General features: G+C 47.4%; 25 protein-coding genes, 1 riboswitch and 1 other annotated feature. Of the genes, 5 read left to right on the top strand and 20 right to left on the bottom strand.

Features of this window, described 5'->3' with window-relative positions; all coding sequences use genetic code 11:
- Positions 1 to 22: 22 nt before the first annotated feature.
- The 15 genes from cobT to GC097_RS07805 form a co-directional block, all read right to left on the bottom strand.
- Positions 23 to 1105, bottom strand: a complete 1083-nt coding sequence (gene cobT, locus GC097_RS07875; protein ID WP_171682752.1) for a nicotinate-nucleotide--dimethylbenzimidazole phosphoribosyltransferase — start codon at positions 1103 to 1105, stop codon at positions 23 to 25.
- An 18-nt stretch (positions 1106 to 1123) separates the two neighbouring features.
- Positions 1124 to 1906: a heme ABC transporter ATP-binding protein gene (locus GC097_RS07870; protein WP_171682751.1), complete on the bottom strand. Its 783-nt coding sequence runs from the start codon at positions 1904 to 1906 to the stop codon at positions 1124 to 1126.
- Between the two features lie 5 nt (positions 1907 to 1911).
- A complete protein-coding gene (locus GC097_RS07865; RefSeq protein ID WP_171682750.1) occupies positions 1912 to 2949 on the bottom strand; it encodes a FecCD family ABC transporter permease in 1038 nt (345 codons plus the stop codon).
- Positions 2950 to 3960 carry an ABC transporter substrate-binding protein gene (locus tag GC097_RS07860; protein WP_512699045.1) on the bottom strand — a complete coding sequence of 337 codons (1011 nt, stop codon included), beginning with the start codon at positions 3958 to 3960 and terminating at the stop codon, positions 2950 to 2952. It lies immediately after the preceding gene.
- A 154-nt stretch (positions 3961 to 4114) separates the two neighbouring features.
- Positions 4115 to 4255: riboswitch (cobalamin riboswitch) on the bottom strand.
- Positions 4256 to 4321: 66 nt separating this feature from the next.
- Positions 4322 to 4852, bottom strand: coding sequence for a hypothetical protein (locus GC097_RS07855; RefSeq protein WP_171682748.1), 531 nt, complete (start codon positions 4850 to 4852; stop codon positions 4322 to 4324).
- Positions 4853 to 4911: 59 nt separating this feature from the next.
- Entirely contained in the window at positions 4912 to 5178 is a 267-nt protein-coding gene (locus tag GC097_RS07850) for an aspartyl-phosphate phosphatase Spo0E family protein (RefSeq protein ID WP_171682747.1), read from the bottom strand.
- A 67-nt stretch (positions 5179 to 5245) separates the two neighbouring features.
- The gene (locus GC097_RS07845; protein ID WP_171682746.1) at positions 5246 to 6451 is read right to left on the bottom strand and encodes an aminotransferase class I/II-fold pyridoxal phosphate-dependent enzyme; all 1206 of its coding nucleotides are present in this window, start codon (positions 6449 to 6451) and stop codon (positions 5246 to 5248) included.
- Positions 6452 to 6466: 15 nt separating this feature from the next.
- Positions 6467 to 6958: an Lrp/AsnC family transcriptional regulator gene (locus GC097_RS07840; RefSeq protein ID WP_171682745.1), complete on the bottom strand. Its 492-nt coding sequence runs from the start codon at positions 6956 to 6958 to the stop codon at positions 6467 to 6469.
- Between the two features lie 176 nt (positions 6959 to 7134).
- Entirely contained in the window at positions 7135 to 7431 is a 297-nt protein-coding gene (locus GC097_RS07835) for a hypothetical protein (RefSeq protein ID WP_171682744.1), read from the bottom strand.
- 146 nt (positions 7432 to 7577) lie between these two features.
- Positions 7578 to 8489 carry a cysteine synthase A gene (gene cysK, locus GC097_RS07830; RefSeq protein ID WP_171682892.1) on the bottom strand — a complete coding sequence of 304 codons (912 nt, stop codon included), beginning with the start codon at positions 8487 to 8489 and terminating at the stop codon, positions 7578 to 7580.
- Positions 8490 to 8569: 80 nt separating this feature from the next.
- On the bottom strand, positions 8570 to 9883 hold the full coding sequence (locus tag GC097_RS07825; RefSeq protein WP_171682743.1) for an MFS transporter: 1314 nt from the start codon (positions 9881 to 9883) through the stop codon (positions 8570 to 8572).
- Between the two features lie 118 nt (positions 9884 to 10001).
- Complete coding sequence (locus GC097_RS07820; protein ID WP_171682742.1) at positions 10002 to 10502, bottom strand: hypothetical protein; 501 nt, start codon at positions 10500 to 10502, stop codon at positions 10002 to 10004.
- A 137-nt stretch (positions 10503 to 10639) separates the two neighbouring features.
- Positions 10640 to 11059, bottom strand: coding sequence for a DUF350 domain-containing protein (locus tag GC097_RS07815; RefSeq protein ID WP_171682741.1), 420 nt, complete (start codon positions 11057 to 11059; stop codon positions 10640 to 10642).
- Positions 11060 to 11172: 113 nt separating this feature from the next.
- Complete coding sequence (locus tag GC097_RS07810; protein WP_171682740.1) at positions 11173 to 11853, bottom strand: PspA/IM30 family protein; 681 nt, start codon at positions 11851 to 11853, stop codon at positions 11173 to 11175.
- A gap of 134 nt (positions 11854 to 11987) precedes the next feature.
- Positions 11988 to 14348 (bottom strand): endonuclease MutS2, encoded by a 2361-nt coding sequence (locus tag GC097_RS07805; RefSeq protein WP_171682739.1) that lies wholly within the window; start codon positions 14346 to 14348, stop codon positions 11988 to 11990.
- Positions 14349 to 14600: 252 nt separating this feature from the next.
- Between GC097_RS07805 and GC097_RS07800 the strand changes: the two genes are divergently transcribed.
- A complete protein-coding gene (locus tag GC097_RS07800; RefSeq protein ID WP_171682738.1) occupies positions 14601 to 14969 on the top strand; it encodes a phage holin family protein in 369 nt (122 codons plus the stop codon).
- A 200-nt stretch (positions 14970 to 15169) separates the two neighbouring features.
- Positions 15170 to 15556, top strand: a complete 387-nt coding sequence (locus tag GC097_RS07795) for a cupredoxin domain-containing protein (RefSeq protein WP_171682737.1) — start codon at positions 15170 to 15172, stop codon at positions 15554 to 15556.
- A 63-nt stretch (positions 15557 to 15619) separates the two neighbouring features.
- Here GC097_RS07795 and GC097_RS35230 read toward each other — a convergent pair whose 3' ends face one another.
- The 5 genes from GC097_RS35230 to pheS all read right to left on the bottom strand — a co-directional run bounded on the left by GC097_RS35230 (position 15620) and on the right by pheS (position 22838).
- Entirely contained in the window at positions 15620 to 16192 is a 573-nt protein-coding gene (locus GC097_RS35230) for a transposase (RefSeq protein WP_376768370.1), read from the bottom strand.
- A gap of 504 nt (positions 16193 to 16696) precedes the next feature.
- Positions 16697 to 17245: a CvpA family protein gene (locus GC097_RS07785; RefSeq protein WP_171682735.1), complete on the bottom strand. Its 549-nt coding sequence runs from the start codon at positions 17243 to 17245 to the stop codon at positions 16697 to 16699.
- An 11-nt stretch (positions 17246 to 17256) separates the two neighbouring features.
- Positions 17257 to 19233: a hypothetical protein gene (locus GC097_RS07780; RefSeq protein WP_171682734.1), complete on the bottom strand. Its 1977-nt coding sequence runs from the start codon at positions 19231 to 19233 to the stop codon at positions 17257 to 17259.
- Positions 19234 to 19324: 91 nt separating this feature from the next.
- Positions 19325 to 21778, bottom strand: a complete 2454-nt coding sequence (pheT, locus tag GC097_RS07775) for a phenylalanine--tRNA ligase subunit beta (protein ID WP_171682733.1) — start codon at positions 21776 to 21778, stop codon at positions 19325 to 19327.
- Positions 21779 to 21803: 25 nt separating this feature from the next.
- Complete coding sequence (gene pheS / locus GC097_RS07770) at positions 21804 to 22838, bottom strand: phenylalanine--tRNA ligase subunit alpha (RefSeq protein ID WP_171682732.1); 1035 nt, start codon at positions 22836 to 22838, stop codon at positions 21804 to 21806.
- A gap of 69 nt (positions 22839 to 22907) precedes the next feature.
- Positions 22908 to 23159, bottom strand: a binding site (T-box leader).
- Positions 23160 to 23351: 192 nt separating this feature from the next.
- On the opposite strand from pheS, the gene GC097_RS07765 reads away from it, so the two are divergent.
- The 3 genes from GC097_RS07765 (at position 23352) to GC097_RS07755 (ending at position 26524) form a co-directional block, all read left to right on the top strand.
- Positions 23352 to 23780, top strand: coding sequence for a MarR family winged helix-turn-helix transcriptional regulator (locus GC097_RS07765; RefSeq protein WP_171682731.1), 429 nt, complete (start codon positions 23352 to 23354; stop codon positions 23778 to 23780).
- A gap of 44 nt (positions 23781 to 23824) precedes the next feature.
- Positions 23825 to 25471: an MDR family MFS transporter gene (locus GC097_RS07760; protein ID WP_312875633.1), complete on the top strand. Its 1647-nt coding sequence runs from the start codon at positions 23825 to 23827 to the stop codon at positions 25469 to 25471.
- 132 nt (positions 25472 to 25603) lie between these two features.
- Positions 25604 to 26524: an aldo/keto reductase gene (locus GC097_RS07755; protein WP_171682730.1), complete on the top strand. Its 921-nt coding sequence runs from the start codon at positions 25604 to 25606 to the stop codon at positions 26522 to 26524.
- Positions 26525 to 26533 lie beyond the last annotated feature (9 nt).

The raw sequence follows: 26533 nt of genomic DNA, 5'->3' as shown, positions 1-26533 counted from the left end.
CTTCGCCTCCTTCCCCTGCCGCCTACTCTCGCGACACGCCTGCGCTTTCGAATGTCGCCATCTCTCTCATGATCTTGCCTGCAGCCTCGATCAAGTTAAAGACAAGCACCGCGCCTGTTCCTTCGCCCAGGCGCATATCCATCCGCAGCATCGCAGAGAGGCCGACAGCCTCGAGCATCTTCGCGTGCCCCTGCTCCTGCGATAAGTGCGAGGCGAGCATGTACGGCGCGCTTAGCGGCGCCAACCGGCTCGCCACGAGCGCCGCCGCCGACGAGATGTAGCCGTCGACGACAACCGGGCAACGATTCTTCGCGGCACCAAGAATCACGCCAACCAGTCCGGCGATCTCCAATCCGCCGACTTTGCTCAATACTTCAAGCGCGTAGTCGCCGCTTGAGCGGTCCGCCCCATTGTCCTTCGCCGGGCGCAGCCCGTTCACGTCCAAAGCCCTATTGACGACCGATTGCTTATGCAGCATTTTGGCATCGTCAATGCCCGTTCCGCGGCCTACGGATATTTCGGCGTCTACGCCTGCCAGCGCGCATAACATGGCTGCGCTCGCAGTTGTATTGCCAATCCCCATCTCGCCGGTAGCGAAGAGACGGTAACCCTTCTCCGCCAGCTCATCCACAATCTGGACACCCGCCTCTATCGCTTGTACAGCTTCTTCCAGCGTCAATGCCGCTTCACGCGCCATATTGCGCGATCCTTTCCTGACCTTGCGCGAAACTAGATTCGGGTGTTCCAAATCTGCGTTAACTCCCATGTCTACGCAAACTACATCTGCTCCCGCGTGTCTGGCAAGCACGTTAACCGCCGCGCCGCCGTGCAGGAAGTTCAGCACCATCTGCGGCGTGACTTCCGCCGGGAACGCGCTAATGCCTTCTTCGCAAACGCCATGATCGCCAGCCATCACAATGACCGCTTTTTTATCAAAAACAGGCTTGACCTCACCGGTAATCCCGGCAACTTGACGCGCAATATCTTCCAATTTACCTAAGCTGCCCTGCGGTTTGGTTAGTTGATTCAAATGATCATTCGCTTGATTTACCTTCTCTGAATAAATGGGTTCGATAGCTTCGATTATAGCTTGCAAGTGGCTCACATTTCATTCCTCCGTTGCTTATTCATTCTTTTCAGGCTGCAATAAAATCTGTGGCGCTTGGTTTACAGGGTGTTGCAGAACAATAGGCTCTGTTCCGTAAACCTCTGTAATCAGCTTGCTGGTAATGATCTCATCGGGCGTTCCTATCGCTGCCAGCATACCGTTATGTACCACCATCAGTCTGGTGCAATACTGGGCTGCCAAATTCAGATCATGCAAGACAGCTACAACCGTTAGCTGCGATTCGCGCTGCCATTGACGAATGTAGTCCATCATTTGCACTTGATATCCGATGTCCAGAAAGGTTGTAGGCTCATCCAGCATCAGCAAACGCGGCTGCTGAGCCATCACTTTAGCAAGCGCAACCCGCTGCCGCTCTCCGCCGCTGAGACGCTCAATCGTACGTTCGACAAGCCGTTCCAAATGCAGCTTCCGGATAATCCCTTCAATTAATTGTTCAGCCTCGGCCGTATCCTCGCCAAGCCAATTCTGGAAGGGGTAGCGGCCCATTTCCACAACTTCACGAATGGTAAAGCCAACCGGCGGCAAAGCATCTTGCTGCAGAACAGCCAGCCATCTAGCCAGTTCTTTTCGCGAATAGGAGGATGCCGGCCGGCCATCCAGCAGGACCGATCCGCTTTTTACCGCATCAATCCCGGAAAGAAGTCGAAGCAGCGTCGATTTCCCGCTTCCATTAGGCCCAATAATGCCAAAAAACTCACCGTGTTTGACCTCAAAGCTCATATTTTCAAGTACTTGCCGTTCATGAAAACTTTGGGAAAGCTGCTCCACTTTAATCATCTTGTTCAACCTCTTAACGTTTTCTTATCCTTATGAAGCAAATAAGCAAAGAACGGGGCGCCCAAAAACGCCGTAATGACACCAAGGGGAATCTCCGTCGGACTAAGCAAAGTACGGGCAAGCGTATCCGCCCACAAGACATAGATGCCGCCGCCAATCGCGGATAACGGAATAATGAGACGATAATCCGGGCCCACTAGCAGACGCACCAAATGCGGAACGATAAGTCCGACAAAACCGATGACCCCGGCTACGGATACAGCTGCTGCTGTGATGAAGGTAGCGACAATGAGCACAATCAACTTTGTTCGTTCTACATTCACCCCAAGATGGGCGGCCTGCCGCTCTCCCAGCGCCAGTAGATTCAATGATCGCGCATAACTAAGCAGTACAACTAAGCCTATGAATAAGTAAGGCGAAATAATCGTGATGTACGGCCACCCCCGCATGGCCAAGCTGCCCATTAGCCAAAAAATAATTTCATTGATCACTTGTTTGGAAATGGACACCATGAAGGATACAATCGCGCCAAGAAAAGCCTGCATGACGACACCTGACAAAATAAGCGTCTCCATCTTCAGCTTTCCATCGATTTGAGCCAACCTAAGAACCAAGAACAGTGACAGGAGTCCCGTGCCAAAAGCAACAATAGGAATGGTCCACTGGCCAAACCAAGCCATCTGAAGTCCGAAATAGATTAAAAATGCCGCTCCAACCGATGCGCCCGAAGAAACGCCGAGAGCATAAGGATCAGCAAGCGGATTCCGCAAAACGCCTTGGAAGGCAGCACCCGCTACTGAGAGGGACGCCCCTACGAGAATTCCGAGCAGCACGCGCGGGAAGCGCACTTTATTGATGATCTGCTCCGCCGATTGCTGCCAGCTGGCATCGATATAGTCACCTACCCATGGAATATGTTTACCCAGAATGCCCGCAATTTGGAGAACCGGGAGGTTGGCTGTCCCCATCGATAAACTTGCCAAAATAGAAAGAAGAAGGAGTATACCTCCTACTCCTCCCCACAGCATTAGTTTTCTTTTCATTTATTTCACCAGTTCGGGATAAATGCCTTTCGCCATTTCCAGCAGTCCATCCGTCAGTCTGGGTCCTGGACGGCTGAGCATGTTCTGATCTAAGCCGATCACCTGCTTATTCTTCACAGCATCAATAGCATCCCAACCGCTTCTTGTACGAATGATTTCATCCAGTGACTTCTTGCTTTTGCTATCAACGACTCCGTTCGCGAACAGAATGACCGCTGGATTTTGCGCAATGATTTTCTCTTCGCTGATTTGGTACCAGCCTTTTCCGTCGCCTGCTACATTAATGCCTCCGGATAACTTGATTAACTCATCCATGAATTCGCCGCTGCCGACAGTCCAACCCGGGCTGAATTCAATATATACTTTTTTCTTATTTTCCTGCTTCACGTCTTTCACAGCATTAACTACCTTCTGGCGGTCCGCCTTCATCTTGGCGACCACTTTCTCCGCTTGTTCCTGACGATCTGTAATTAAACCGTAGGTTTCAATGTTCGCCATAGCGTCATCCAACGTTTTAGGCTCCACTTTAAACACGTTGATATTCATCTGACGCAGCTTCTCCACCGTGTCAGCTTTCATCGAGACACCTGTAAATACGACACTTGCATTGGTGGCGATTAAAGCTTCCTGGTTGGGCTTTGTGATACTGCCTAGTTTCGGCTTCGACTTCGCTGCTTCGGGATAATCATCAAAATCAGATACGCCTACGATATTAGCATCTAATCCAAGGGCAAACAAAGCTTCCGTTTCTGCCGGGGAAACAGACGCAATCCGCTCTGGCGCTTTGTCAAAAGTGAACTCTTTGCCCGTTGCATCTTTAACTTTCAACGGATAGGCCGTCTTTTTTGCAGGAGCAGTCGCTGTTGTTGCGCTAGGCGCTTTCGTTCCCTCTCCGCCAAGCTTGGACGGATTCGTAATCTCCGCTTCTTTTTTGCCGCATGCCGCTAAACTGACGGCTGTTGTTAAGGCGACCGTTAGGATTAGCGCTTTCTTCATCCATTTCTTTTGCATTTGCATGATGCAACCTCTCTCTCACAATATTTTATTTCGATTGATCCTAATAAAAAGCCCCTCTGCTCCTAAGGAACAAAGGGGACGATAAATCGCGGCGCTCAGCAACCTGCCAGTTGCTTCCTGATTTAACGCGATCCTTTTCCTCGAAGGATGTCGTAACGGCACCATGGCAGGTATCCTGACTTTCCGGAAAACTTTGACCTTCCGGATTACAGTGGCGGGACCGCGCCGGACTTTAACCGGCTTCCCTTTTAAGCGGCAAATTGTTCGAAACACTCTCGCGTTTACGGAATTCGTTTGCCGGCACCAATGGCTGCATTTTGGACTATCAATCTATTTGTCGATTATAGACGTCTTGCTACTTTTGTGCAATCACTTTAAGCACTTGCTTTGCTTCTTCCAGCTTCGGCGCATTAACAGGAATGAAAGCAACGAGCCCTTTGCCTTCAAAGCCTTGTTCCTTCATCCACTTGTTCCCTGCGAGCGGAATTCCATACAGATGCTTCTGTGCAGGCTTGCCCTCTTCCGCAATTTCGATGACCCCGTCCGGGTAATCTTCAGGCTTAATCGTTTCGTCCAAAGAAACGAATCCTGCTTGGCTGCTCAATCCTTTGAACTGCTCGTCCGCCAGAATAAAAATGCCGTTGCCTCCTGCCGCCAGCTCGACGATCATTTTCTCCATGGAGAAAATAGGCGATGTATTCAGCTTGATGGTAGGAGCCTCACCGATCTTCGATTTTAACGACACCTCAAGCTTCTCTCCTGCGTCGCTCGGGAAACCATTTTGACCCATAACAAATATAGACACATCCGGCTTCGGTCCGCCGCACCCCGCAAGCAGCACCATAAGCGTCGACATCAGCATTACCAACAGCAATTTCAATTTCATGTTGTAAAAGTACCTCCGTATGATCTAATTATATCGATAGTCGCGAGAAAAGCCGGTTTTCACCGACTTTTCTTTCCATCATTCATATATTCATTTATTTTGAGATCAAGTAACGTACTGAGTTCTACGACGGAATCCGATGTCATTTCTTCCCCGTCGAGAACCATCTGCTCCAGCCTGCGCCGCAGAGAATGTATCTCTTCTTCCAGTAAGTTCAGGGAGTTACGTCTCTTAGCATGCTTAGTCAACCAACGTTGTCCGAAATCTTGTTCATTAATTTGCATATGTTTTCGATAGGTTGATAGTTGGTATTCCAAAAAAGCCATGCTCATCCCTCCTTACTACAAGAATACCAGTTTTCAGCCATAATGAACATAGATTTTTAGAGCAGAATTACAATTTTTTCAGAAATTTTCCGATTCTCTCCAGTGCTTCATTCAGTTGAGAAACGCTGTATGCATAAGAGCAGCGCAGGAAGCCTTCCCCGCCTAATCCAAAGACATCTCCCGGGACGGCAGCGACTTTAGCTTCGAACAAAAGCCTCTGGGCAAATTCATCTGAAGTTAGTCCTGTAGCGCTAATACTTGGGAATGCATAGAAAGCTCCTTGTGGTTCATGGCACTCAAGTCCTATGTCGCGGAACCCTTTGACGATCAAACGTCTCCGTTGATTATAAGACTCTATCATGCGGTCTTTCTCTTCCAAACCGTTCGTCAAAGCCTCATGCGCGGCAACCTGACCCATAACCGGTGCGCACATTACGGTATATTGATGGATTTTGGTCATCGCCGAGATAAGTTCTTGATGACCGCAGGCATAGCCCATTCTCCAGCCTGTCATTGCAAAAGCTTTGGAGAACCCGCTAACCAAGATCGTACGGTCCTTCATACCGGGAACAGCCGCAAAGCTCACATGTTTCTGGCCGTAAGTCAACTCGGCATAAATTTCATCCGAAATGACAATTAGATCGTTCTCTTCCACAACTTTAGCAATCGGCAGCCAGTCCTCATAAGTCATGATACCGCCTGTCGGATTGCTCGGATAGCAAAGAATTAAAATTTTGGAACGCGGCGTAATTACATCGCGGAGCGCCTTCTCCGTTAGCTTGAATTGATCCTTCGCGAAGGTTTCGATCCCGACGGGGACACCGCCGCTAATACTTGTAATTGGTGAATATGAAATATAGCATGGCTCTGGAATCAGAATCTCGTCTCCTGGCGTGACCAAGGCGCGCAGTGCCAAGTCAATGGCTTCGCTGCCCCCGACAGTCACTAAGACTTCATTCGACGGCTCATATTTCACCTTAAATGACGTATGCAAATAATCGGCAATGGCTTCACGAAGCTCAGGAATACCTGAGTTTGGCGTATATTTGGTTCTGCCTCGCTCCAAGGAATACACCGCAGCCTCACGGACGTGCCACGGGGTAGAGAAATCCGGTTCGCCAACGCCGAGAGAAATAATATCATCCTTGCTGTTGCTGACCAAATCAAAAAACTTCCGAATACCTGAAGGTTTCATTTCGCGTACGGCAGGTGCGAGGTACTCCTGCATCGATTTCACTTTGCTCGGCTCTATTATTGTCTCATTTTTGATCATAGCGTTACCTCTTCCTTACGGAGAGACCAGCATCCGATGATCATCTGCTTGATCCTCGAAAATGATGCCGTCTTGTTTGTATTTTTTTAAGATAAAATTCGTTTTGGTTGAAAGCACGCGATCAATCGGAGATAGTTTGTTAGATACGAAAGAAGCGACTTGTTTAAGGGAATGGCCTTCCACCTCAACAAGCAAATCATATGCCCCTGACATGAGATACACTGATTTGACCTCCGGGTATAAGTAGATCCGTTCCGCAATAGCGTCGAACCCGCGTCCGCGTTCAGGCGTAATTTGCACTTCAATCAGGGCAGTAACCTTTTCGTCATCCACTTTGCTCCAGTTTACGACTGTGGCGTACTTGACGATGACCTTATCCGCTTCCATCTCGCTTATCGCTCGCGCCACCTCGTCCTCCGCCGTTCCTAGCAATGTGGCGATGAGTTCCGCACTCCGGCGGGCGTCTTCTTTCAGTAGTTCGAGAATTTTAAGCTTCAAAGCATCCATGGTTAACCAACCTTTCTGTGATCGTATTCATTCATCCTTTAATCTTACAATGAATTGCTGTCCTAATTCAATTACTCCGCTTACCTAATTTTCAGATAATTTGTGTATAATCGATGTTTCCTGCAAAAAAACCAAAAAAGCCGCCTGAGACGAGGCAGCTTCATAGATGTAACGAGTTAGGATTGCGCGTGAACCATACCAAACTTGGATTCGGCTTTCAACAATTTGGACACCATATGCTCGATTTCACGATGTTCATACGCAGGACGCACATGAATGCTGGGCTCCATGGCCAAACAGCCGATTCCGACAAGCGTATCTTCATCGTAAACTGAAATCACATATTGGGATTGGAGACTGTCCCAGTCCACTTGATTTTTCGCTCCTGTTTTTATGCATTCATTTGTATATGTTTGTATAAATTCATGTAATTGTTCATTTTCCGGATATGCATTGATATAAGCTAATTTCAAGATAATCCACCTCTCTGAACGCGTGTTATTACTTTTATAATTATACTCAAACATGAATTTTTATTCAACATTTTTCTTATAAAACAGAAAAAAATACGGCGTCCAGATGATTGAAATCCCATTAGCCATATTTCGAAGCATATCGATTATTCAAAAAGGTCCATACTCAAATATCTTTCACCTGTATCCGGTGCGATGCAGATCACCCTTTTTCCCGCTCCCAGCTTGCGGGCGACCTGCATCCCCGTCCAAACCGACGCACCGGCAGAAGGCCCCACCAGGATGCCTTCTTTGCTAGCCAAGTCCCTCATGGTTCGAATGGCATCGTCATCGGCCACCTGAACGATATGATCGTAGACGCTTGTGTTCAAAATAGCCGGTACGAACCCTGGGCTCGTCCCCACAAGCTTGTGAGGACCTGGACTTCCTCCGGATAATACGGGCGATCCCTTCGGCTCCACAACATAAATCTGGATATCCGGCAGCTTCTCACGGAGCGCCTCGCCCGTTCCGGTGATCGTTCCGCCGGTGCCTGAGGTTGCGACGAAGGCATCCAGACGCCCTTCCATTTGCTCCAAAATCTCAGGAGCCGTCGTGATCCGATGAATGCTTGGATTCGCCGGATTCTCGAACTGCTGAGGAATATAGCTGTTCGGGATTTGGTCCCTCAGCTCTTTCGCTTTAGCGATAGCGCCCGGCATCCGCAGCGCGGCGGGAGTAAGAAACACCTCTGCCCCATAAGCCTTGAGCAGATTGATTCGTTCTTTCGTCATATTGTCCGGCATGATGAGAATGGCTTTGTAGCCTTTGGCTGCGGCATTCATCGCCAGGCCAATCCCCGTATTGCCGCTCGTCGGCTCAATAATCGTCGCCCCGGGGCGGAGCAGCCCGTCTTTCTCCGCCTGCTCGATTAAATTAAATGCTGCACGGTCTTTCACGCTGCCACTTGGATTAAAATACTCAAGCTTCACATACAATTCCGCATCACCTGGCTCAACCAAGCGGTTAATTCGTACCGCTGGCGTATCGCCGATCAGTTCAGTAATGCTGTTCACCATTTTTCTATGTCTCAAGGGTTGTCCCCTCCTCTTCCCATAACCAACTCTATACACATTTTTATCGGGAAGATCCTGAGATGTCAAGATTTAAGTACGGAAAGCTGCCTTTTCATAAAATACCAACTAAAAAGTGTAGAGCTGCCAATCATCAACAAAAGTATATTAATAACCAATGGCGCCTTGCTCCAGGAAATCACAATAATGAACAAGAGAACGCCGCAGACCCTGCCAACATTCAAGGCAAGCTCACGGAGCACGATGTACTCCTCCCTTTGCTTGGCGCTTTCTTCCGTCGAGCCAATCAGATCGAATACAGCTGAAACCATAGGCACGGAGTACATCGGGAAGAAGAGCGCAGAACCTAAACCAAAAATAAGCAAAGTGCTGTAACTCATCTTCCAGAAAAAAGGAACAATGATCGCCACAACCATAGCAGCACCGATAAACATACTTACATTGCGAAAACGCGGCTTGATAAACCGGCCTGCTGCCCAGAAACTAACGAGCGACACTGCCGAGGTAATCAGCACAAAATTTCCTAAGCTCGCTTCGCTCGAAGTGGAAATATAGACGAGCAGCGCAATCATGAAGCCAAAGACGCCTTCTCGAACACCTTGAAAGACCAAAGCCAAGCTTACACGCTTCCATGGCGTTTCCGCTTGCCGAAGGCTTCGAATGGGGAACATCCACTCGTATGTCCCTTGAACTTTTCTCTTTTTCAAAAAAAAGCTTATGATAACACCTAACAGAAAGATCCCTAATGAGATAGAGAAGATCAATCGGTAACCTGCAACATCCCCCAAGTTAACGATAAGCAACCCCGAAATCCATGGGGCGATGATGCCTGCGCCAGATCCAAGCAGTCCTACCGAACCGTTGAATCGATCGCGATTGTCAGGGTCCGTCACTTCAAAATAAACAACATTAAAAGCAACCCAGAACAACCCTGCAGAAATACCTTGCACGATGCCTAGCCAAACGAAATAATGAAAACTGTTTGCGCCCAGCCACAAAACCAGCATATAAAAAAGGGCCGAAACGGCGACACCTATGCGCAGACAGTTCATTTTATTATGCTCCTTCACCCATTTCCCTGCTAACCAGAAGGTGATGGCCATCGTTAAATGGGTTGCTAAAGTAAACCACCCGATTAAAGCGTAGTCATTTTTCGCCTTCCACAAATAAACCCCGACGAAAGTGCCCGATAGAGCATTAGCGCTGCCAAATAGCGTATGTACGATAAGCAAAAGAATCGCCTGTGAATCCAAACGGCCTTTTTTATGCGACTCGCTGTCCTGTGCAGGTTGTTTACCGCGGCCTTCAAAATAATTGCTTCTCTTGCTCTCACTTGCTTTACCGGGATGCGTTCCCTGCATACGATGATCGTTTTGCATACTTCTCCTCGCCTTTCCCCTGGATAAGAAATAGCTCTAGTTAAGCTTCCCCAATCCAGTGAAAATATGAGGTTTTTCCATATAAAAAACCGAATCCCTGAAGGACTCGGTTGTCTGCTTACTCCGATTTAATGCGTTCGACCATAAGTAAACGGTCTGTATCCGATAAGACTTTCTCAACTCTGAAGCAGGAAGGACAAACATACACATTCATCGTAAAGGGGCCTGTCAGGAAGGCACTTCCCAACGTTTTGGGGATTTTCGGCGTGAATGAGCTCTCGCTCACTACCTCATTCCCGGCAAGCAGCAGCAATTCATGGCAGCTGGAACACTCAGGCGCTTCTTCCTGCTCGTCGGTGATATGCTGTACCTTTTCCCCGTATTTATCAAGCGGCTCATCAGAGTCATCCCAAGCTAAAGACAGATCCTCATCGGAATCAGGGTATTCCTGGTCTTGGAAGCGGAGCGGCTGACCTGTTAGCTTCACCTTCAAGTCAATACTGCGATAATCATTCAACTCATTAAAGCAATGTGGACATTCATCCTCAGGTCCAATCTCAGGATCCCAAACAATTTCCGTTTGACACCAAGGACAAACAACTTCTTCGTTCGCACTCATTACACAATCCTCCACCTATCGCATTCAAGCAAATTTCATTAAATAATAAATCCCTGCCGCCATAAACACAAATGCAATGGCAAACAAGGTGCCCCACAGGTATTTCATGTTCAAGCCTCCAAGAATTATGTATGATTCTAAGTAACGCATGCACCCACTACATAAGAAAGGGAGCCGGATAGCGTCATGGACAGGAAACCTACAGCGCGATTATCTTTTTTGATTTCATCATCAATTTTAAAATAAGGCGTTAAAAACTCAAAAATAAAGTAGGCTACCAGCAGCAACAAAAATCCGAAGCCTGCCCAAATGAGAGAATGAATCATGGTGTCATTGTTCAAAATAGCAAACCGGAACAAGTTACAAATCCCAAAAATCTTCCCGCCTGTCGCCATTGCGACAGAGAGGTTGCCTTTTTTGATCTCAGCCCAATCATCATATTTAGTGACCATTTCAAATATCGTTAAAAAGACCACAAGCGCGATGACCGCGACGGCAAAAAAAGCAAGCGTCGATAAATACGGATTACTCAGCAACACATCCACCTCTTCGTTCATATCGTCTCCTGCCTTCCTTCCATTCAGAGAATTTAAACATCGTTTAAAGATCCCTATATACGGTAGAAGAGACTGAGCTGGCTCAGTCTCTCGCAGGTGCTATTAGTATATCATTAAGATTGTTTTTTTTCAGCAAGCTTTGCTTTCATGGCTGCCAATTCATCATCAATGCCGCTTTTACTAGCGCCAAGCCCGTCAAGTTCGTCGTCTAAGCTGCGGTTCTTAGCGCGAATCTCTCCACTTGCTTGCGCTTCAGCTTCCATTTGAAGCACTTTCTCACTCATGCGGTCAAACCCTTTAGCGGCGTTGTCCGTACCAAAACCAGACATCGCTTGATTGATTTGCTTTTGCGCTTTCGCTGTTTCTGCGCGCGCAATCAACAAATCTTTCTTGTTTTTCATTTTGTTGAACTCGTCTTTCATCTCAGACAACTGGCCGCGAAGCTGATCCGCATTCGTTTTGGCAAGATCATATTGGCGTTTCAATTCATCATAACGGCCTTGGTGCTCTTTCTTATCTTCCAACGCGCGGCGGGCCAGATCTTCATTGCCTGCTTCAAGAGCTTTCATCGCTTGCTCTGTGCGTTTGGTAACCATTTCTTCCGCTTCTTCAACCTGAAGCTTGAATTTCTTCTCGATGGCAATTTGCTTAGCTACCGCAGATTCTGCTTCCAAAATATCTTCTTCCATGTCACGCAAAAACTGATTTAACATTTTAACCGGGTCTTCCGCTTTGTCCAGCAGATCGTTAATCGAAGCCATAGTCATGTCACGAAGTCTTTTAAAAATTCCCATTTTGAAATCCTCCTAAAGTTTAACTTTTTTTATAATTGGTGTTGCGTTTTCTTTTCTAATCACCGGTGCTTACACACATTAAATACGCAATCCCCAAGCATGAGTTTCAAAAAGTTCGAAAAAAAATTTAGAAGTTATTTCAATTCGACAACGGTAACCCCGGCTCCGCCTTCGTTGTAGTTCCCCATCCGGTAACTTTTCACGTGTTTGTGACGGCGCAAATATTCCTGCATGCCTGTGCGCAGCACACCTGTTCCTTTGCCGTGAATCAAATACACTTGGCCCAAATTGCTCAGGAAAGACTCGTCAAGGAAGCGGTCTGCCTCAACTAAAGCTTCCTCCATGTTCAGTCCGCGCATATCCAGTTCCATTCGAACGCTGTCATCCCTTGTCCGTTTGACGGTAGTTGCCACCTGATGGACAGATTTTTTCTGAGCAGGACTGCCGATTTTCTCGAGATTGGACAACTCGACCTTCATTTTCATAATCCCAAGCTGCACGGTTGCTTCCGTGGAGCTAACGATCTCAACAACGTGACCCTTCTGACCAAGGCTCACGACACGCACTTCATCCCCGGCCTCGATTCGCTCCGGCCGTTTCTTCGCTGCGCGAACCTGCTTCTCGCGCAGTTCAGGCGCCGCCTGATCGAGGCGGCGCTTCGCTTCAACCAGCCGGTGGTCCTTGACCCCACCGGCCTCCTCCAGCGCCATGCGCCGCAGCTCAGCGATGACTTCGTCCGCCTCACGCCGCGCCTTGGCGACAGCCTCGCGCGCGTCGCGCTCGGCTTTCTCGAGCAGCTTATCGCGCTGCTCGTCGAACTTGAGCTGCTGCGCCTCCAGGGCTTGGCGCATCGTTTCCGCCTCGCGCCGTAGCCTCACGGCGCTCTCACGTTCAGCTTCGGCGATCAATCGGTTCTCTTCGAGAGACGCGATCATCGATTCCACGCGTTTTTCTTCTTCGCCTACCTGCGTGCGTGCATGCTCAATAATGCGGCGTGACAGACCTAGTCTTTCCGCAATAGCAAATGCGTTGCTTCGCCCGGGCACACCTACAAGCAAACGGTAAGTGGGACTAAGCGTTTGTATATCAAATTCCATACTCGCGTTAATTGTGCCTCGCGTTTGATACGCATAAGCCTTGAGTTCTGAATAATGGGTTGTTGCAATGATTCGGCAGCCTATTTGATGGATATAGTCCAGTATGGAGATCGCCAATGCTGATCCTTCGGCAGGATCCGTACCTGCCCCGAGTTCATCAAGCAGCACTAAGCTCTTAGGCGTCATATCCCGTAATATGCTAATGATATTCGTCATATGACTTGAAAACGTACTTAAATTCTGCTCAATGCTCTGTTCATCCCCAATATCCGCATAAATAGCATCGAATACACATAATTGACTGCCTTCCTCCGCAGGAACAAACAAGCCTGACATAGCCATCAAACTTAAAAGACCTACCGTTTTGAGAGACACTGTTTTGCCTCCCGTATTCGGTCCCGTCACAATAATTTGCGAGAAATCATTCCCTAATTCCAAATCAAGCGGCACAACAATATCCGCCGCGATAAGCGGATGCCGGCCTCGTTTAATTTTAATGAATCCGCGGTCATTCAGCCTAGGCATTGTAGCTTTCAGTTCCCTGGCCAGCCCTGCTTTGGCAAACGTAAAATCCAAGTCAGCCAACTGATCCACATCATAAACAAGAACATCCACCTGTTCAGCGACGAGCTCGGTTAGGGCACGCAAAATCTTCTCAATTTCAGCTTCTTCCTTAAACTTGAGCTCACGAATCTTATTATTCAATTGTACAATGGCATCCGGCTCAATATACAGCGTAGCACCCGAAGCCGATTGGTCATGAATCATCCCGCCAAAGTTAGAACGGTATTCGGATTTAACAGGAATTACATACCGGTCGTTACGAATAGTGATCAGCACATCCTGAAGCATCTTCTGCACGGACGAATTTCGAAGCATTTGCTCGAGCCGCTCGCGCACCCTGCTTTCACCTGTACGCAGTTCGCTGCGCACACGCCCAAGTTCAGGGCTGGCACTGTCAATTACAACTGCATTCTCATCGATGCAGCTATTGATTTTATCTTCTAAGGGCTTATTCTCTGTAAGCAATCCAACCTGTTCCTTGAGCATCGGAATCGAATACTCTTCGTGAACGGCCAAAACAAATCGTTTGAGTCTGCGGGTTCCAAACATCGTCGTAGAAATATCCAACAATTCCGTCGGGTTTAACATGCCTCCAATTCTGGCACGGTGCAACGCGGCTCTGATATCCCTAATCCCGCCAAATGGGGCGTTGCCTTTTAAACGTTCCACATTGACTGCTTCATCGGTTGCTTGCAGACGAAGCTTAACAAGTTCGAAGTCGCCGTTTGGTTCCAGCTTCTGAGCAGCGTCCTTGCCAAGGGAAGTAGCCGCATGATGAGCTAGTTTATGTAAAATCTTTTCGTATTCTAGTGTTTTAATTATTTTTTTGTTCAACTGTCCCTACCTCATTTCTCTACCCCTTATTATAAACCAAATCGGGTATGATTAGCTACGGAGACAATTGTTATATGGAAGATGCTGCCTACCATAATCTGTTCAACAAGTGGATACACTAAGTTGTGCACCCGTTCCTTCTGCCAAAGGAATCGAAATACATTGTAAAACACACCAAGCAAAATTCAACAAAAAATCATCTTTCTAGTTGTGAGAGAGCTTATCTCATAACAGAAAAAAGGAGGTTCTTGGATGCATCTTCTGGGACATCTGGTTAGGTTTATTGTATCTGCTTTGGTATTAATGTTTGTGAGCTGGTTAGTTCCAGGCTTTCAGGTCGGTGGATTCTGGAGTGCGTTTTTCCTTGCATTAGTCATCGCCGTTGCTGCTTGGATCATCGAAGGAGTTTTTGGCAAACAAATCACTCCCTTTGGCAGAGGAATCGTCGGCTTTCTGGTGAGCGCGCTGGTCATTTGGGCGGCCCAGTTTGTCGTAAGCAATGTATCGACAAGTGTTATAGGTGCGATTTTAGCCGCTTTAGTCATTGGAATAATCGACTTGTTCATTCCTGTGAAAACCCCTTTCGAACAAGGGATCACAGGAAGAGAAGAACGTCGATAGCCTTATCAGTCTTCCCCCTGATAGCCATGATAAAGCCCAAAAAAGATCGGTCTGCTGCGTATCCATTCGCCGGGCCGATCTTTTCTTTTGTTCGTACCCTCCGAACCTCTTTCACTAGTTTGTCACTGATTTTTCTAAATGGGTAATGTACAATTAAGAGGAAAACAAATACATTTTATATATCGGAGGGTATCCTAAGCATGAGAAAATTACTCGTTCTTTTTATGGGAGTTGCTATAGTTATTGCGATAACAGCATGCGGAAGCAAAGAAGCAAAACCCGCAGAAACAACGGCTCCTGCCGCAACAACACAAGCTGCCGATGGTCAAAATGTTGCTTTGAAAGCAACTAACTTCAAATTTGATCAAGCTGAATACCGTGTTAAAAAAGGTCAGCCTGTTACAATTACACTTGACAATTCTCAAGGCGTTCACGGTGCCTCGATCAAAGAATTCAATGTAAAACTCGACAACAGCAACAAAACGTTTACTTTTACGCCGGATAAAACGGGCTCATTTCCTATTACATGCTCGATCATGTGCGGAAGTGGCCATGCAAATATGAAATCAACTTTGATTGTTGAGTAACAAAAGCTTCTAAATTCAATGCCTTATCGCGAAAACCCGCGGTAAGGCATTTTTATATCCGCGCTAGAACAATTGATAGTACCTTAAATATACGGGATATAAATATACGGATAAGAAAGCATTCATCCACTTCCTAAACAAAATTTCCTCATCATACTTGATGTTCTTCGAATTTACGAAAATAAACTTACAAAAACTCGTAATTTTTTTGCTTGTACTGTTTTGAACAGTACTTATACGTCTATATTCCTTATTTAATGCTTGATGGATTTTCTCCAACATTAACTTAGCAGTCCGATAATTTACGTTCAACAGGCTCGCAAACGATCCAATAGTATAAGTCTCTTCTTCTTGAATTAGTGCTCGTATAGCTTTGAACCACAGCATTAAGGGCAATTTGGACTTATGCATAACAGTTCCAGCCGTTAGTGATATTTGAGTACGACATTCTTTACACTCCAATAAATTTCGAGTTTTTACTTTATAAAATAAATGATGGTCGCATTTCGGACAGCAAAAGCCATCTCCCCAACGTTTTTTCATCAAAAACCGCTCACAATCTTCCTCAGTTATGAAGGAGTCCTCCACGGATTCAAAAACAAATAAATTCACGAATATAACCTCCAAAGCGAACATTAGTTCCCATATCTATATTATAAAGAACATTCGTTTCCATGTAAAGTAAATTTTGTATTTTCCGGACATTGGTTATACCTTCAAACGCTATTTTCTGAGATATCTACAAATCGATATATTCTAACATCTGGGGATACAGCGGCTACACTCACTTCGAGTAAGGTTAGGAACTTTCGGATTCGGGTGGCGGGATATGAGGCGCGGGTACGATACGGTACTGGCGCTGTTACGTGGCGGTGCTGTCGGATGCAGGGGCTGTTACGTGGCAGTGCTGTTCGGTTGCAGGGGCTGTTGCGTGGCGGTGCTGTTCGGGAACTGGAGCTGTTGCGTGGGTGTGCAGGTACGAGAGGTTGCAGATATGGAGGCAGGTCGGTTCGTTTCAAGGTGCGGGTTGGGGGTATTGTAGATACTTCAGAAAATGCTTTTTCGACTTATACGGAGGGGGCGGGTTGGGGTGGCCATATAAAAGCCGCCTCTTTCTAGACAACTAGAAATCGGCAGCTTTTATATGGGTATTCCTTCCTTCCAAAGCTCTTGCAGTTTCCCTGCAACATTGGGCAATTCGTTAATTAAATATGGCGCTATTGTTGAGCTGGAAAGTAGTTTTTGAAGTCCATCTGAAGGAAAGATGGTGATGACATTAACGGCTATGATGATGATTAATAGGGCTTCGGCTAAGCCAAGAAATGCACCGCTCCAGCGGTTGATGAAGTTCAATCCAGGCGTTTTAGCTAAAATGTTTAACGCTCTTCCTATGAATACCAAGGCGAATTTCACGCCAAAAAACAAGATGGCAAAGGCTATCGCATTCAAGATATACGTATCCAGATTGAGCCCTTTTACGATAAATTCGTACTTCTGGTAATTTTGATAAGTGGGCAATGAGACAGCGTTACGAAGCAGCGGTGCAAAATCTTTATAAAAGTAAAAGGCTACTAAGTAAGCCAGGACAAAGCCTGAGAGAGAAACAATTTGGGCGATGAAGCCTTTGAAGTAACCAACCAGCAATCCTAAAGCGACTATAGCTAATATGATATAATCCAATTTGTTCATGATCACTCGGATTACCTGATAGGGCTGTCTGTTTCAACAAGCTCGATCCATTCATTGTACTCGTTCTGCAGCTTGGCATATTCCTCACGCAGTTCTCTGTACTCTTCTTTAATTTGTTGAAGTTCCTTTTGCTGAGCTTCATCATTCAAACTCTGGCTCATTAATTTTTCTTTTTCGCTGGCGAATCGTTCCAGAAGCTGCTCTTTCTCTTCTTCAAAATATTGATTCAACAACGCTCTTTCCTGCTGCTGCTGCTGAACTAAAGTTTCCATTTGAGCTTGATAATATTGAATAATGGTTGATTTCTGCTCTTCGAACTGCTTAATAATGTTTGTTTGTTGTTCTTGGAACCGTCCGATGATATCTACTTTTTCAAGCTCGATACGATGAATATTCGACTGCAGCTCCTCTTTGTGCAAGCTTTCCATAAGTTCGATTTGCTCCTGATGCTGCATATCGGCCGATTCTTTTTCCTGCAAATATTGCTGAACTAGCTCCTCTTTTTCCTGATGATATCGTTGATTTAATTTTTCTTTATCCTGTTCGTGCCGCTCTGATACGTTCATTGCTTCTTCAAGGTGCTGTTCGTTCAGCGCTTGAATTTGTTGAGTCAACTGCCGCTGCTCTTTTTCGAAACGCTGCTCTTGTTGTTGCTTCTCTCGTTCGAATTGCTGTTTACTCTGTTGATGCTGCTGTTTTTCCTGATCGAGCAGTTGCAGCGCTTGCGATGCTTGTTTTTTCTCTTGTTCCAACTGTTGTTTAATTTGCTCTTGAAGAAGAAGAACTTCTTCATTCTGCTGGCCAGCTTGTTGCAATTGCTGCTCCACTTGTTCTTGTACTTGTTTGCTTTGTTCCAGATGCTGCTTCAATTCCAACTGCTGCTGCATAGCCTGATCTTGCTGCTGCTTAGCTTGCCGTAATTGCTGCCTTAGCTGCTCTTGTTGTTGTTTGCCTTGTTCGATTTGCTGTTTGGCTTGTTGGTGCTGCTGTTTTTCTTGATCAAGCAGCTGACGTGCTTGCGCTGCTTGCTTTTTTTCCTGTTCCAGTTGTTGCTTGATTTGCTCATGGAGCTGATTGGCTTGGTCTTGCTGTTGCTTAGCTTGTTCGATTTGCTGTTTGGCTTGTTGATGCTGCTGTTTTTCTTGATCAAGCAGTTGCCGCGCTTGTGCTGCCTGTTCTTTTTCCTGTTCCAGTTGTTGTTTGATTTGCTCATGAAGCTGTTCGGCTTGTTCTTGCTGTTGTTTAGCTTGGTCTTGTTCCTGTTTCGTTAGTACCTGCTGCTGCTTCGCTTGCTGCAGTTGCTGCCTCAACTGCTCTTGCTGTTGTTTATCTTGTTCGATCTGCTGTTTAGTTTGTTCGTTCTGCTGTTTGGCTTGTTCAATCTGCTTTTTGGTTTGTTCGATTTGCTGTTTAGCTTGTTGATGCTGCTGTTTTTCTTGATCGAGCAGTTGCCGCGCTTGGGCTACCTGCTTTTTTTCCTGTTCCAGTTGTTGTTTGGTTTGCTCATAAAGCTGCTTGGTTTGGTCTTGCTGTTGTTTAGCTTGCTGGATTTGCTGTTTAGCTTGCTCATGCTCTTGCTTTCCTTTTTGTACTTCCTGTTGGAGCTGCTCCTGCTGATCTTTGAATTGGTCTAGTTTGGTTTTTTGTTCAGATAGAACGGTTTGCTGTTTATCATATTCATGCTTCAATTGGTTGTATGTAACGTTCACTTTCTCATAGGCGGCTTTGATTGCTTCCTGCTCTTTCTGTGCTGCGCTGAGCTCTTCCATGATTTCATTCATGCGGAAGCATTCATCCGCCATGTTCACAGCGGCAAGAACAGCAATTCTTTGCGAATCCAATCGTGGATATCCCTTGGCGATACGAAACATTTGGTCATTCACATATTCCGCAACACGCTTCATGTAGTTGGTGCTGGTGTCTGCTTTTAACTTGTATTGATTTCCATATATGTCAACGGTTATTTTCGTTTTGTCTTCAGTCGTCATTTTATTTCCCCCTTAGATGAAAAGGCTGGCCCTATCGAGGTTAATTTCGATAAGACCAGCCTGTTTTCCTGCAACTTACGTGAAAGTTGCTCTATTTTCTTAACTCTGCCTCGTATTGTTGTTCAAGGGTTTGAACGACTTTGGCATGGAGTTCCGTAACCTCTTCATCTAGGAGGGTTCTTTCAGCGTGACGGTACACGAGAGCGATAGCTACGCTCTTGCGGTTTGCCCCAAGACGTTCTCCTGTGTAGATATCAAAAACCTGGATGGACTCCAACAAATCTCCGGCAACTTCAGCGATCGTTTGCTCCATGAGACCGACCGGTACGCTTGCATTTACGACTACGGCAAGGTCGCGTCCAATGGACGGATAACGCGGCAGCAGTTTATAAACAATCGCATCGCCTGCGGCTTCCAGGATCGGAGCCAGCTCAACCTCAAGCACGTACGTATCATCTAGATCACGCTGCTGTTGAACGGTCGGGTGCAGCTGCCCTATGCGGCCAATAACCTTCTGACCTTCAGAAGTGGTTAGCAGAAGCTCAGCCGTCCGTCCCGGATGGAAACCGTCTGGCGACGCAGATGTGTAGGTTAGTCCTTTGACGCCTAGGTAGCTGATAAGACGTTCAAAGATTCCTTTGATGTCATAAAAATCAACTGCTTCCGACTTCTGTGCCCAGTGCGCCCCAGTCCGTTTGCCCGTCATTACGACGGAAAGGAGAAGCTTTTCTTGCGGCAAAGCGGTAAGTGAAGACTCATCTGTAACAAATGCTTTGCCGACTTCGAAAATCGCTACGTCATCCATTGTACGATTGCGGTTGTAGCTTACAACTTCCAACAAGTGCGGCAGCAAGCTCGTGCGAAGTTGGCTGCGGTCCTCGCTCATTGGCATCGCGAGCGAAATTGGTTTTGCCGCTGGATACAGTCCAGGCAGCGAAACGGTTTGATCCGGGTGCGTGAAGGAGTAGGTAATGACTTCATGCAGCCCGCTTTGGGTCAGCAGGTTCCGAGTTATACGACGGACCGCTTGCTCTTTGGACAAGGACCCAGGTGTTGTCACGCCGGTCATCAAGGTCGTCGGGATGTTGTCGTAGCCGAAGAGGCGCGCCACTTCTTCAATCAAATCCACATCCCGTGTGATGTCTCCGCGGCGGCTCGGCACGTGCACGAGCAGCTTGCCTTCTCCCGCCTGTTCGAAGCTGAAGTGCAGGCGCTCGATGATTTGACCCATCTCGGCCAAAGAAAGCTCGGTGCCGAGGTAGTTGTTCACACGGTCAGCGGCAAGCTCGATGCTCACCGGTTTGTGTGATCCGGCAACGGCTTCGACGATGCCGTCTGCGACTTGACCGCCAGCGTACTGCGCGATTAACGCAGCGGCACGGTTTAATGCCGGAAGCACCGCTTCCGGGTTCACTTCTTTCTCGAAGCGAAGACTCGCTTCGGAGCGAAGGCCCAGTTGGCGCGATGTGCGGCGCACAGAGGAGCCTGCGAACTTAGCGGATTCAAGCAATATCCGCGTGGTTCCGTCGGTCACTTCAGAGTTCGCGCCACCCATAACCCCAGCGATCGCTACAGGCTTTGTGCCGTCCGTAATGAGCAGCATGTGCGGCTCAAGCGTACGCTCCACATCGTCAAGCGTAACGAGCTTCTCGCCGGCCTCAGCGAGGCGTACGTCGATGTGGCCATTGTTCAGCTGCTCGGCATCGAAAGCGTGCAGCGGCTGGCCGTACTCCAACATCACGAAGTTCGTGATGTCTACGATATTATTGATGGGGCGGATTCCTGCCGCCATCAAGCGGTTTTGCATCCATAGCGGAGAAGTGCCTACGCGCACGCCTTCGATGAGGCGGGCTGCGTAGTGTGAGCACTGCTCGGTCGCTGTGATCTTCACGCTAATGCGGTCTGCCGCTTTCACACCGGCAGTTCCTGCCGTCTCAAGCGCTGCTTCCGCATCAGGAAGCTTAACGCTTCGGCCAAGGATCGCGGCTATCTCATAAGCTGCTCCGAGCATGCTCAAGCAGTCAGAGCGGTTAGGCGTCAGGTCGAGCTCCAGCACTTTATCATTGATGGCCAGAACATCGAGAATCGATTTCCCGATTTCCGTATCTTCCGGAAGTACCAAAATCCCTTCCTGGATCTCTTTGGGCAGCAGTTTGTCATTCAAGCCAAGCTCTTTGGCCGAGCAAATCATGCCTTGGGATTCAACGCCGCGCAGCTTGGCGCGTTTGATTTGCAGTCCACCCGGCAGAACAGCTCCGATCATCGCGACAGGCACTTTTTGGCCGGCATCGATATTTTTTGCTCCGCACACGATTTGCAAGTCTTCGCCTTGACCGGCGTCAATGACACAAACGCTTAATTTGTCTGCATCCGGATGCTTTTCACGGGATTTGACATAACCTACGACAACATTCGTTACGCCTTTATTTCGGTCCTCCACGATATCCACTTCAATACCGCTTCGGGTTAATTTTTCTGCTAATTCTTCAGCCGTGAAGCCTGATACATCTACATAATCGGATAACCATTGGTATGAAACATTCATGCTTAACCCCTCCTTTTCCTGTTGCTTACAAATGTAAGAATTGCTTTAAGAAACGCAAATCATTGGTATAGAAATGACGGATATCTTCGATACCGTATTTCAGCATGGCAATACGCTCAACGCCCATACCGAATGCAAACCCTGTATATTCCTTCGGATCATAGCCACTCATTTCTAGTACGCGAGGATGCACCATACCCGCTCCTAGAATTTCCAACCAGCCAGTTTGTTTGCAGGTACGGCAGCCAACGCCGCCGCACATCGTACAGCTGACATCGACCTCAACGCTCGGCTCAGTGAACGGGAAAAAGCTTGGACGCAAGCGGATTCTTGTCTCTTTGCCATACATTTCTTGCACAAATTGCAGCAAGGTGCCTTTCAAATCGCTCATCCGCACGTTGCGGTCGATAACCAGACCTTCGATTTGCGTAAACATATGGGAATGTGTCGCATCATCGTCGTCGCGGCGGTATACTTTGCCCGGGCAAATGATTTTGATCGGAACTTCGCCTCTACGTTTCTCCATCGTTCTTACTTGTACAGGAGAAGTCTGGGTACGCATCAAAATTTCTTCCGTAATATAGAACGAGTCCTGCATGTCGCGGGCTGGGTGGTCTTTCGGCAGGTTCAGCGCCTCGAAGTTGTAATAGTCCTGCTCAACCTCGGGACCTTCCGCAACGGTATACCCCATCCCGATGAAAATATCTTCAATCTCTTGAATAACTTTGCTTAAAGGATGTACAGCCCCTTGCTCGGACGGACGGCCCGGCAGCGTAACGTCGATCATTTCAGCACGAAGACGGTTTTCCGTTTCTTGCTGCTGATACGCCGCTTGTTTCTCCTCGATCACCGATTCAATCGCCGCTCGAACATCGTTCGCCACTTGCCCGATAACCGGTCTCTCTTCTGCGCTTAATGCGCCCATGCCGCGGAGAACCTCGGTTAACGGCCCCTTTTTACCCAAATACTTAATACGTAAATCGTTCAGCTCCTGCTGGCTTTGAACGCCGCTTAGCTCCTGCAGCGCTTCCTGCTTTAAAGCTTCTAACCGCTCTTTCATTGCAATCCCTCCTGAATTAGGCCCTGATTCAACCATAATGAAAACACAAAAAAGACTTCCCGCTCCCTCGCAAGGGACGAAAAGCCGTGGTACCACCCTAATTAGATTCAATTCCTGCCCATATTGGCCAAAAATGAATCTCACTTCATTCCAGATAACGGACGATGCGTCCGGTTCCCTCTACTTAAGAAAACTTGCTTCTGTTCAAAGGACTGCTCGGGAGCGAACTTCGGCAGCCTGATTCTCGGGGCCAGCTCTCAATCATCGGCTCACCCTCCCTGTCAAGAAGCACTGCGTACTCTTCTCCGTCAAAGCATTTTCACGTATATGTACCAGTTATTATATGCAAGATATGACTCATATGCAAGTACGCGAGTCTCCTATCTTGCAATTTTCCAGTTGACTAGGCAGGCAGATGAGTGTATATTTTGTTAAATAGTTTAAACATTAATTTATATAAATATTTCATTGTTTAATAATTCGACCCATTAATTAACCGGAAGGAGGATTTCAATGGAAGATGAATTGATGGCCTATACCAATCGCTTCCGCACAACTTTTGAAACTGCCCATCGAAAAATTAACAGCGTCGTATTTGCCGAATTGAATTCGGAGTTAACGGGACCTCAAATATTTATGCTTTACATGATCGCCAATATCGGAACTCCCAAACAAACTGCTCTTGCTGACAAAATGGGCGTTAAACCCAGTGCGATCACGGTAATGATTGATCGTCTTGTCCAAAGTGGGCATGTTATACGTAAGCATCACGAGACGGACCGGCGCATCGTGTTGGTGGAAAATACGGAACTAGGAAATGCGATCCTCTCCAAAGCCGAAACGGTCCAAAAAGAAGTGATAGCACGCGGACTTTCCAAGCTTCCCCCTGAAGAATTGGACGTTCTGGTCAAAGCCTTTGAAAAATTAACCTCTTATTATTAATTTCATTTTTTTATTTTAAAAAGGAGTGATTTACAGTGGAATCTATTCAAAAAACTGTCTCTGACGACAACCTTGCCGAATCAGCGGCGCCAGAACTCAAAAATCGCGGCCTCCTGCTGACAGGACTTATTATTGCCATGCTGTTTGGCGCTCTCGACGGTACGATTGTCGGAACCGCTATGCCGCGGATCGTCGGGGAATTAGGCGGACTTGGCCTCATGGCTTGGTTAACGACAGCTTACATGCTGACCTCAACCGTGGTTGTGCCGATTGCCGGTAAACTGGCTGACTTGATCGGCCGCCGCGTTATCTATGTAACGGGTCTCGTTATTTTTATCGCTGCTTCTGCGCTTTGCGGAATGTCCCAGAACATGACGGAGCTCATCTTATTCCGCGGCTTGCAAGGTCTGGGCGGCGGTATCATGATGCCGATGGCGATGATTATTATCGGGGATTTGTTCACCGGTAAGCAGCGTGCCAAATGGCAGGGGGTATTCGGTGCGATTTTCGGTCTATCTTCTGTTATTGGACCTCAAATCGGCGGATGGATCGTTGACGCCTTAGACTGGCGCTGGGTGTTCTATATCAACCTTCCTGTAGGTGTTCTAGCCGTTATCTTAATCGCCATTGCATTGCCTAAGCATAAAGCTGCCGGTAAAGTTAAATTCGATATTCCGGGGATTGCCACTATGGTAATCGGTGTCGTTTCCTTGCTGCTCGCCTTGACTTTCGGCGGTAAAGATTATGCTTGGTTGTCTTGGCAAATCATTGGACTTTTTGCAGTAGCTATCGTTTCTTTGGTATCCTTCGTCTTTATTGAAAGCAGAGCGGAAGAGCCGATTCTTCCCGTTCGATTGTTCAAAAACAGAACTTTTACAACGATTAACGGCGTAGGTTTCCTTATGGCTGTCGGAATGTTCGGAGCGATCATGTTCGTGCCTCTCTTTATGCAAGGCATTGTGGGAATCAGCGCTTCCGCGTCCGGTACCGTAATGACGCCGCTTATGATTACAATGATTGCAGCCAGCGTAGTTTCCGGTCAATTTATTCATAAAATCGGTGTGCGTAAACAAATGCTTGCCGGGATGATCATCATGGCCGTTGGCTTCTATTTCCTTAGCACAATGGGCATCGACACGACGAAGCTGACTGCTTCTACCTATATGCTGCTCTTAGGACTCGGTATGGGCCTTGTGATGCCGATTCTGACACTTGCTCTGCAAGAAAGCTTCCCGAAATCCGAGCTTGGCGTGGTTACGTCATCCAGCCAATTTTTCCGTCAAATCGGCGGTACATTCGGCATGACGATTCTCGGCGCGATTATGAACCACAAATCAACCGTGTTGTTGGAGCAAGACCTGACTCCGGTCGTGAAGCAGCTTCCCGCGGAAGCAAGCGAGTTGTCTGCGCAGATGACCAACATGATTCATACGAACCCGCAGAGCTTGTATTCTTCCTTGCTTAATCCTGAAACATTAGCCAAAATGCCAAAAGAATTCGTGCAGCATATGCTTCCGATTTTGAAAAACGCACTGGTCTCATCACTTCATCAAGTGTTCATTATAGGTCTGGTGTTCGTATTGCTTGGAGCCGTTCTTACGCTGTTTATCGGCAACATTAAAGTATCCGGCCGTAAATCCAAAAAGCCAGGTACAGAGGGTGAAAAAGAACTTTCCCCCGAACTCGCTTAATCTAAGCTCTCAGCTCCCTCCTTTTGTACAAGGATGGGAGCTTTTTTATACAAATGCTGGATTTAATATTTTGACATCAATCGGTCAATAGCGTTTAATGAGGTTGGATACTATATGAGGAGAGTGATCGCCATGAAATATCGCAGACTTGGGAAAACAGATTTAAAAGTTTCCATTGTTGGTGTTGGCACTTGGCAATTCGGAGGAGAATGGGGACTTACGTACACGCAAGCTGAAGCAGATGCTATTTTGGATCAAGCCGCTGATCTCGGCATTAATCTAATCGATACCGCGGAATGCTATGGCGACCATCTTTCCGAATCGTTTATCGGCAATTATTTATCCAGACGCAATCGCGAGAACTGGGTCGTAGCCACGAAATTCGGCCATCACTTCCACGATCTGTTCACCCGAACGGATGAATTCAATGCCGAGAGCGTCATCAAGCAGTTGGATGCTTCGCTCAAAGCTTTACAAACGGACTACATAGATTTATACCAATTCCATTCCGGGCCGGACAGCGTATTCGACAACGATGACTTATGGACAACCTTAGATAAGCAAGTTCAGGCAGGGAAAATCAGACACCTGGGAACGTCAATCGGAAGCAATGCCAACATTCATCAAACGGAAGCTTCCAGCAAAGTAAACTCGAAGGCAATTCAAGTCGTTTACAATCGTTTGGATCGAGCGCCGGAAGAGCTTGTCTTCCCTTCATGTGTGGATCAAGATCTTGGCGTTCTGGCGCGTGTGCCATTGGCAAGCGGCTATTTGAGCGGCAAATACAAGCCTGGTGCAGTGTTTAGCAATACCGATGTCCGCCATCGCCATGATGCGGAAAGCGTAAGGCAGAAGCTGGAGGACGTGCAGCGCATCCAGAAGGAAGAAGTGCCTGAAGGCATGGATATGGCGAAATGGGCGCTCGCCTGGTGCTTAAAGCACGATGCCGTAACAACCGTCATTCCGGGCTGCAAAAACCCAGAGCAAGTCATCGCGAACGCAAGCGCAACGGAGCTTATCAGCGACAATCATCCACAAGCCTGGAAGGGCTGAGCAGCAAGG

The organism is Paenibacillus planticolens (genome assembly GCF_013141725.1).
Taxonomy (GTDB): Bacteria; Bacillota; Bacilli; order Paenibacillales; family NBRC-103111; genus Paenibacillus_E; species Paenibacillus_E planticolens.
The sequence above is the reverse complement of the archived record's forward strand: the minus strand, read 5'-3'. Positions and strand labels throughout refer to the sequence as shown.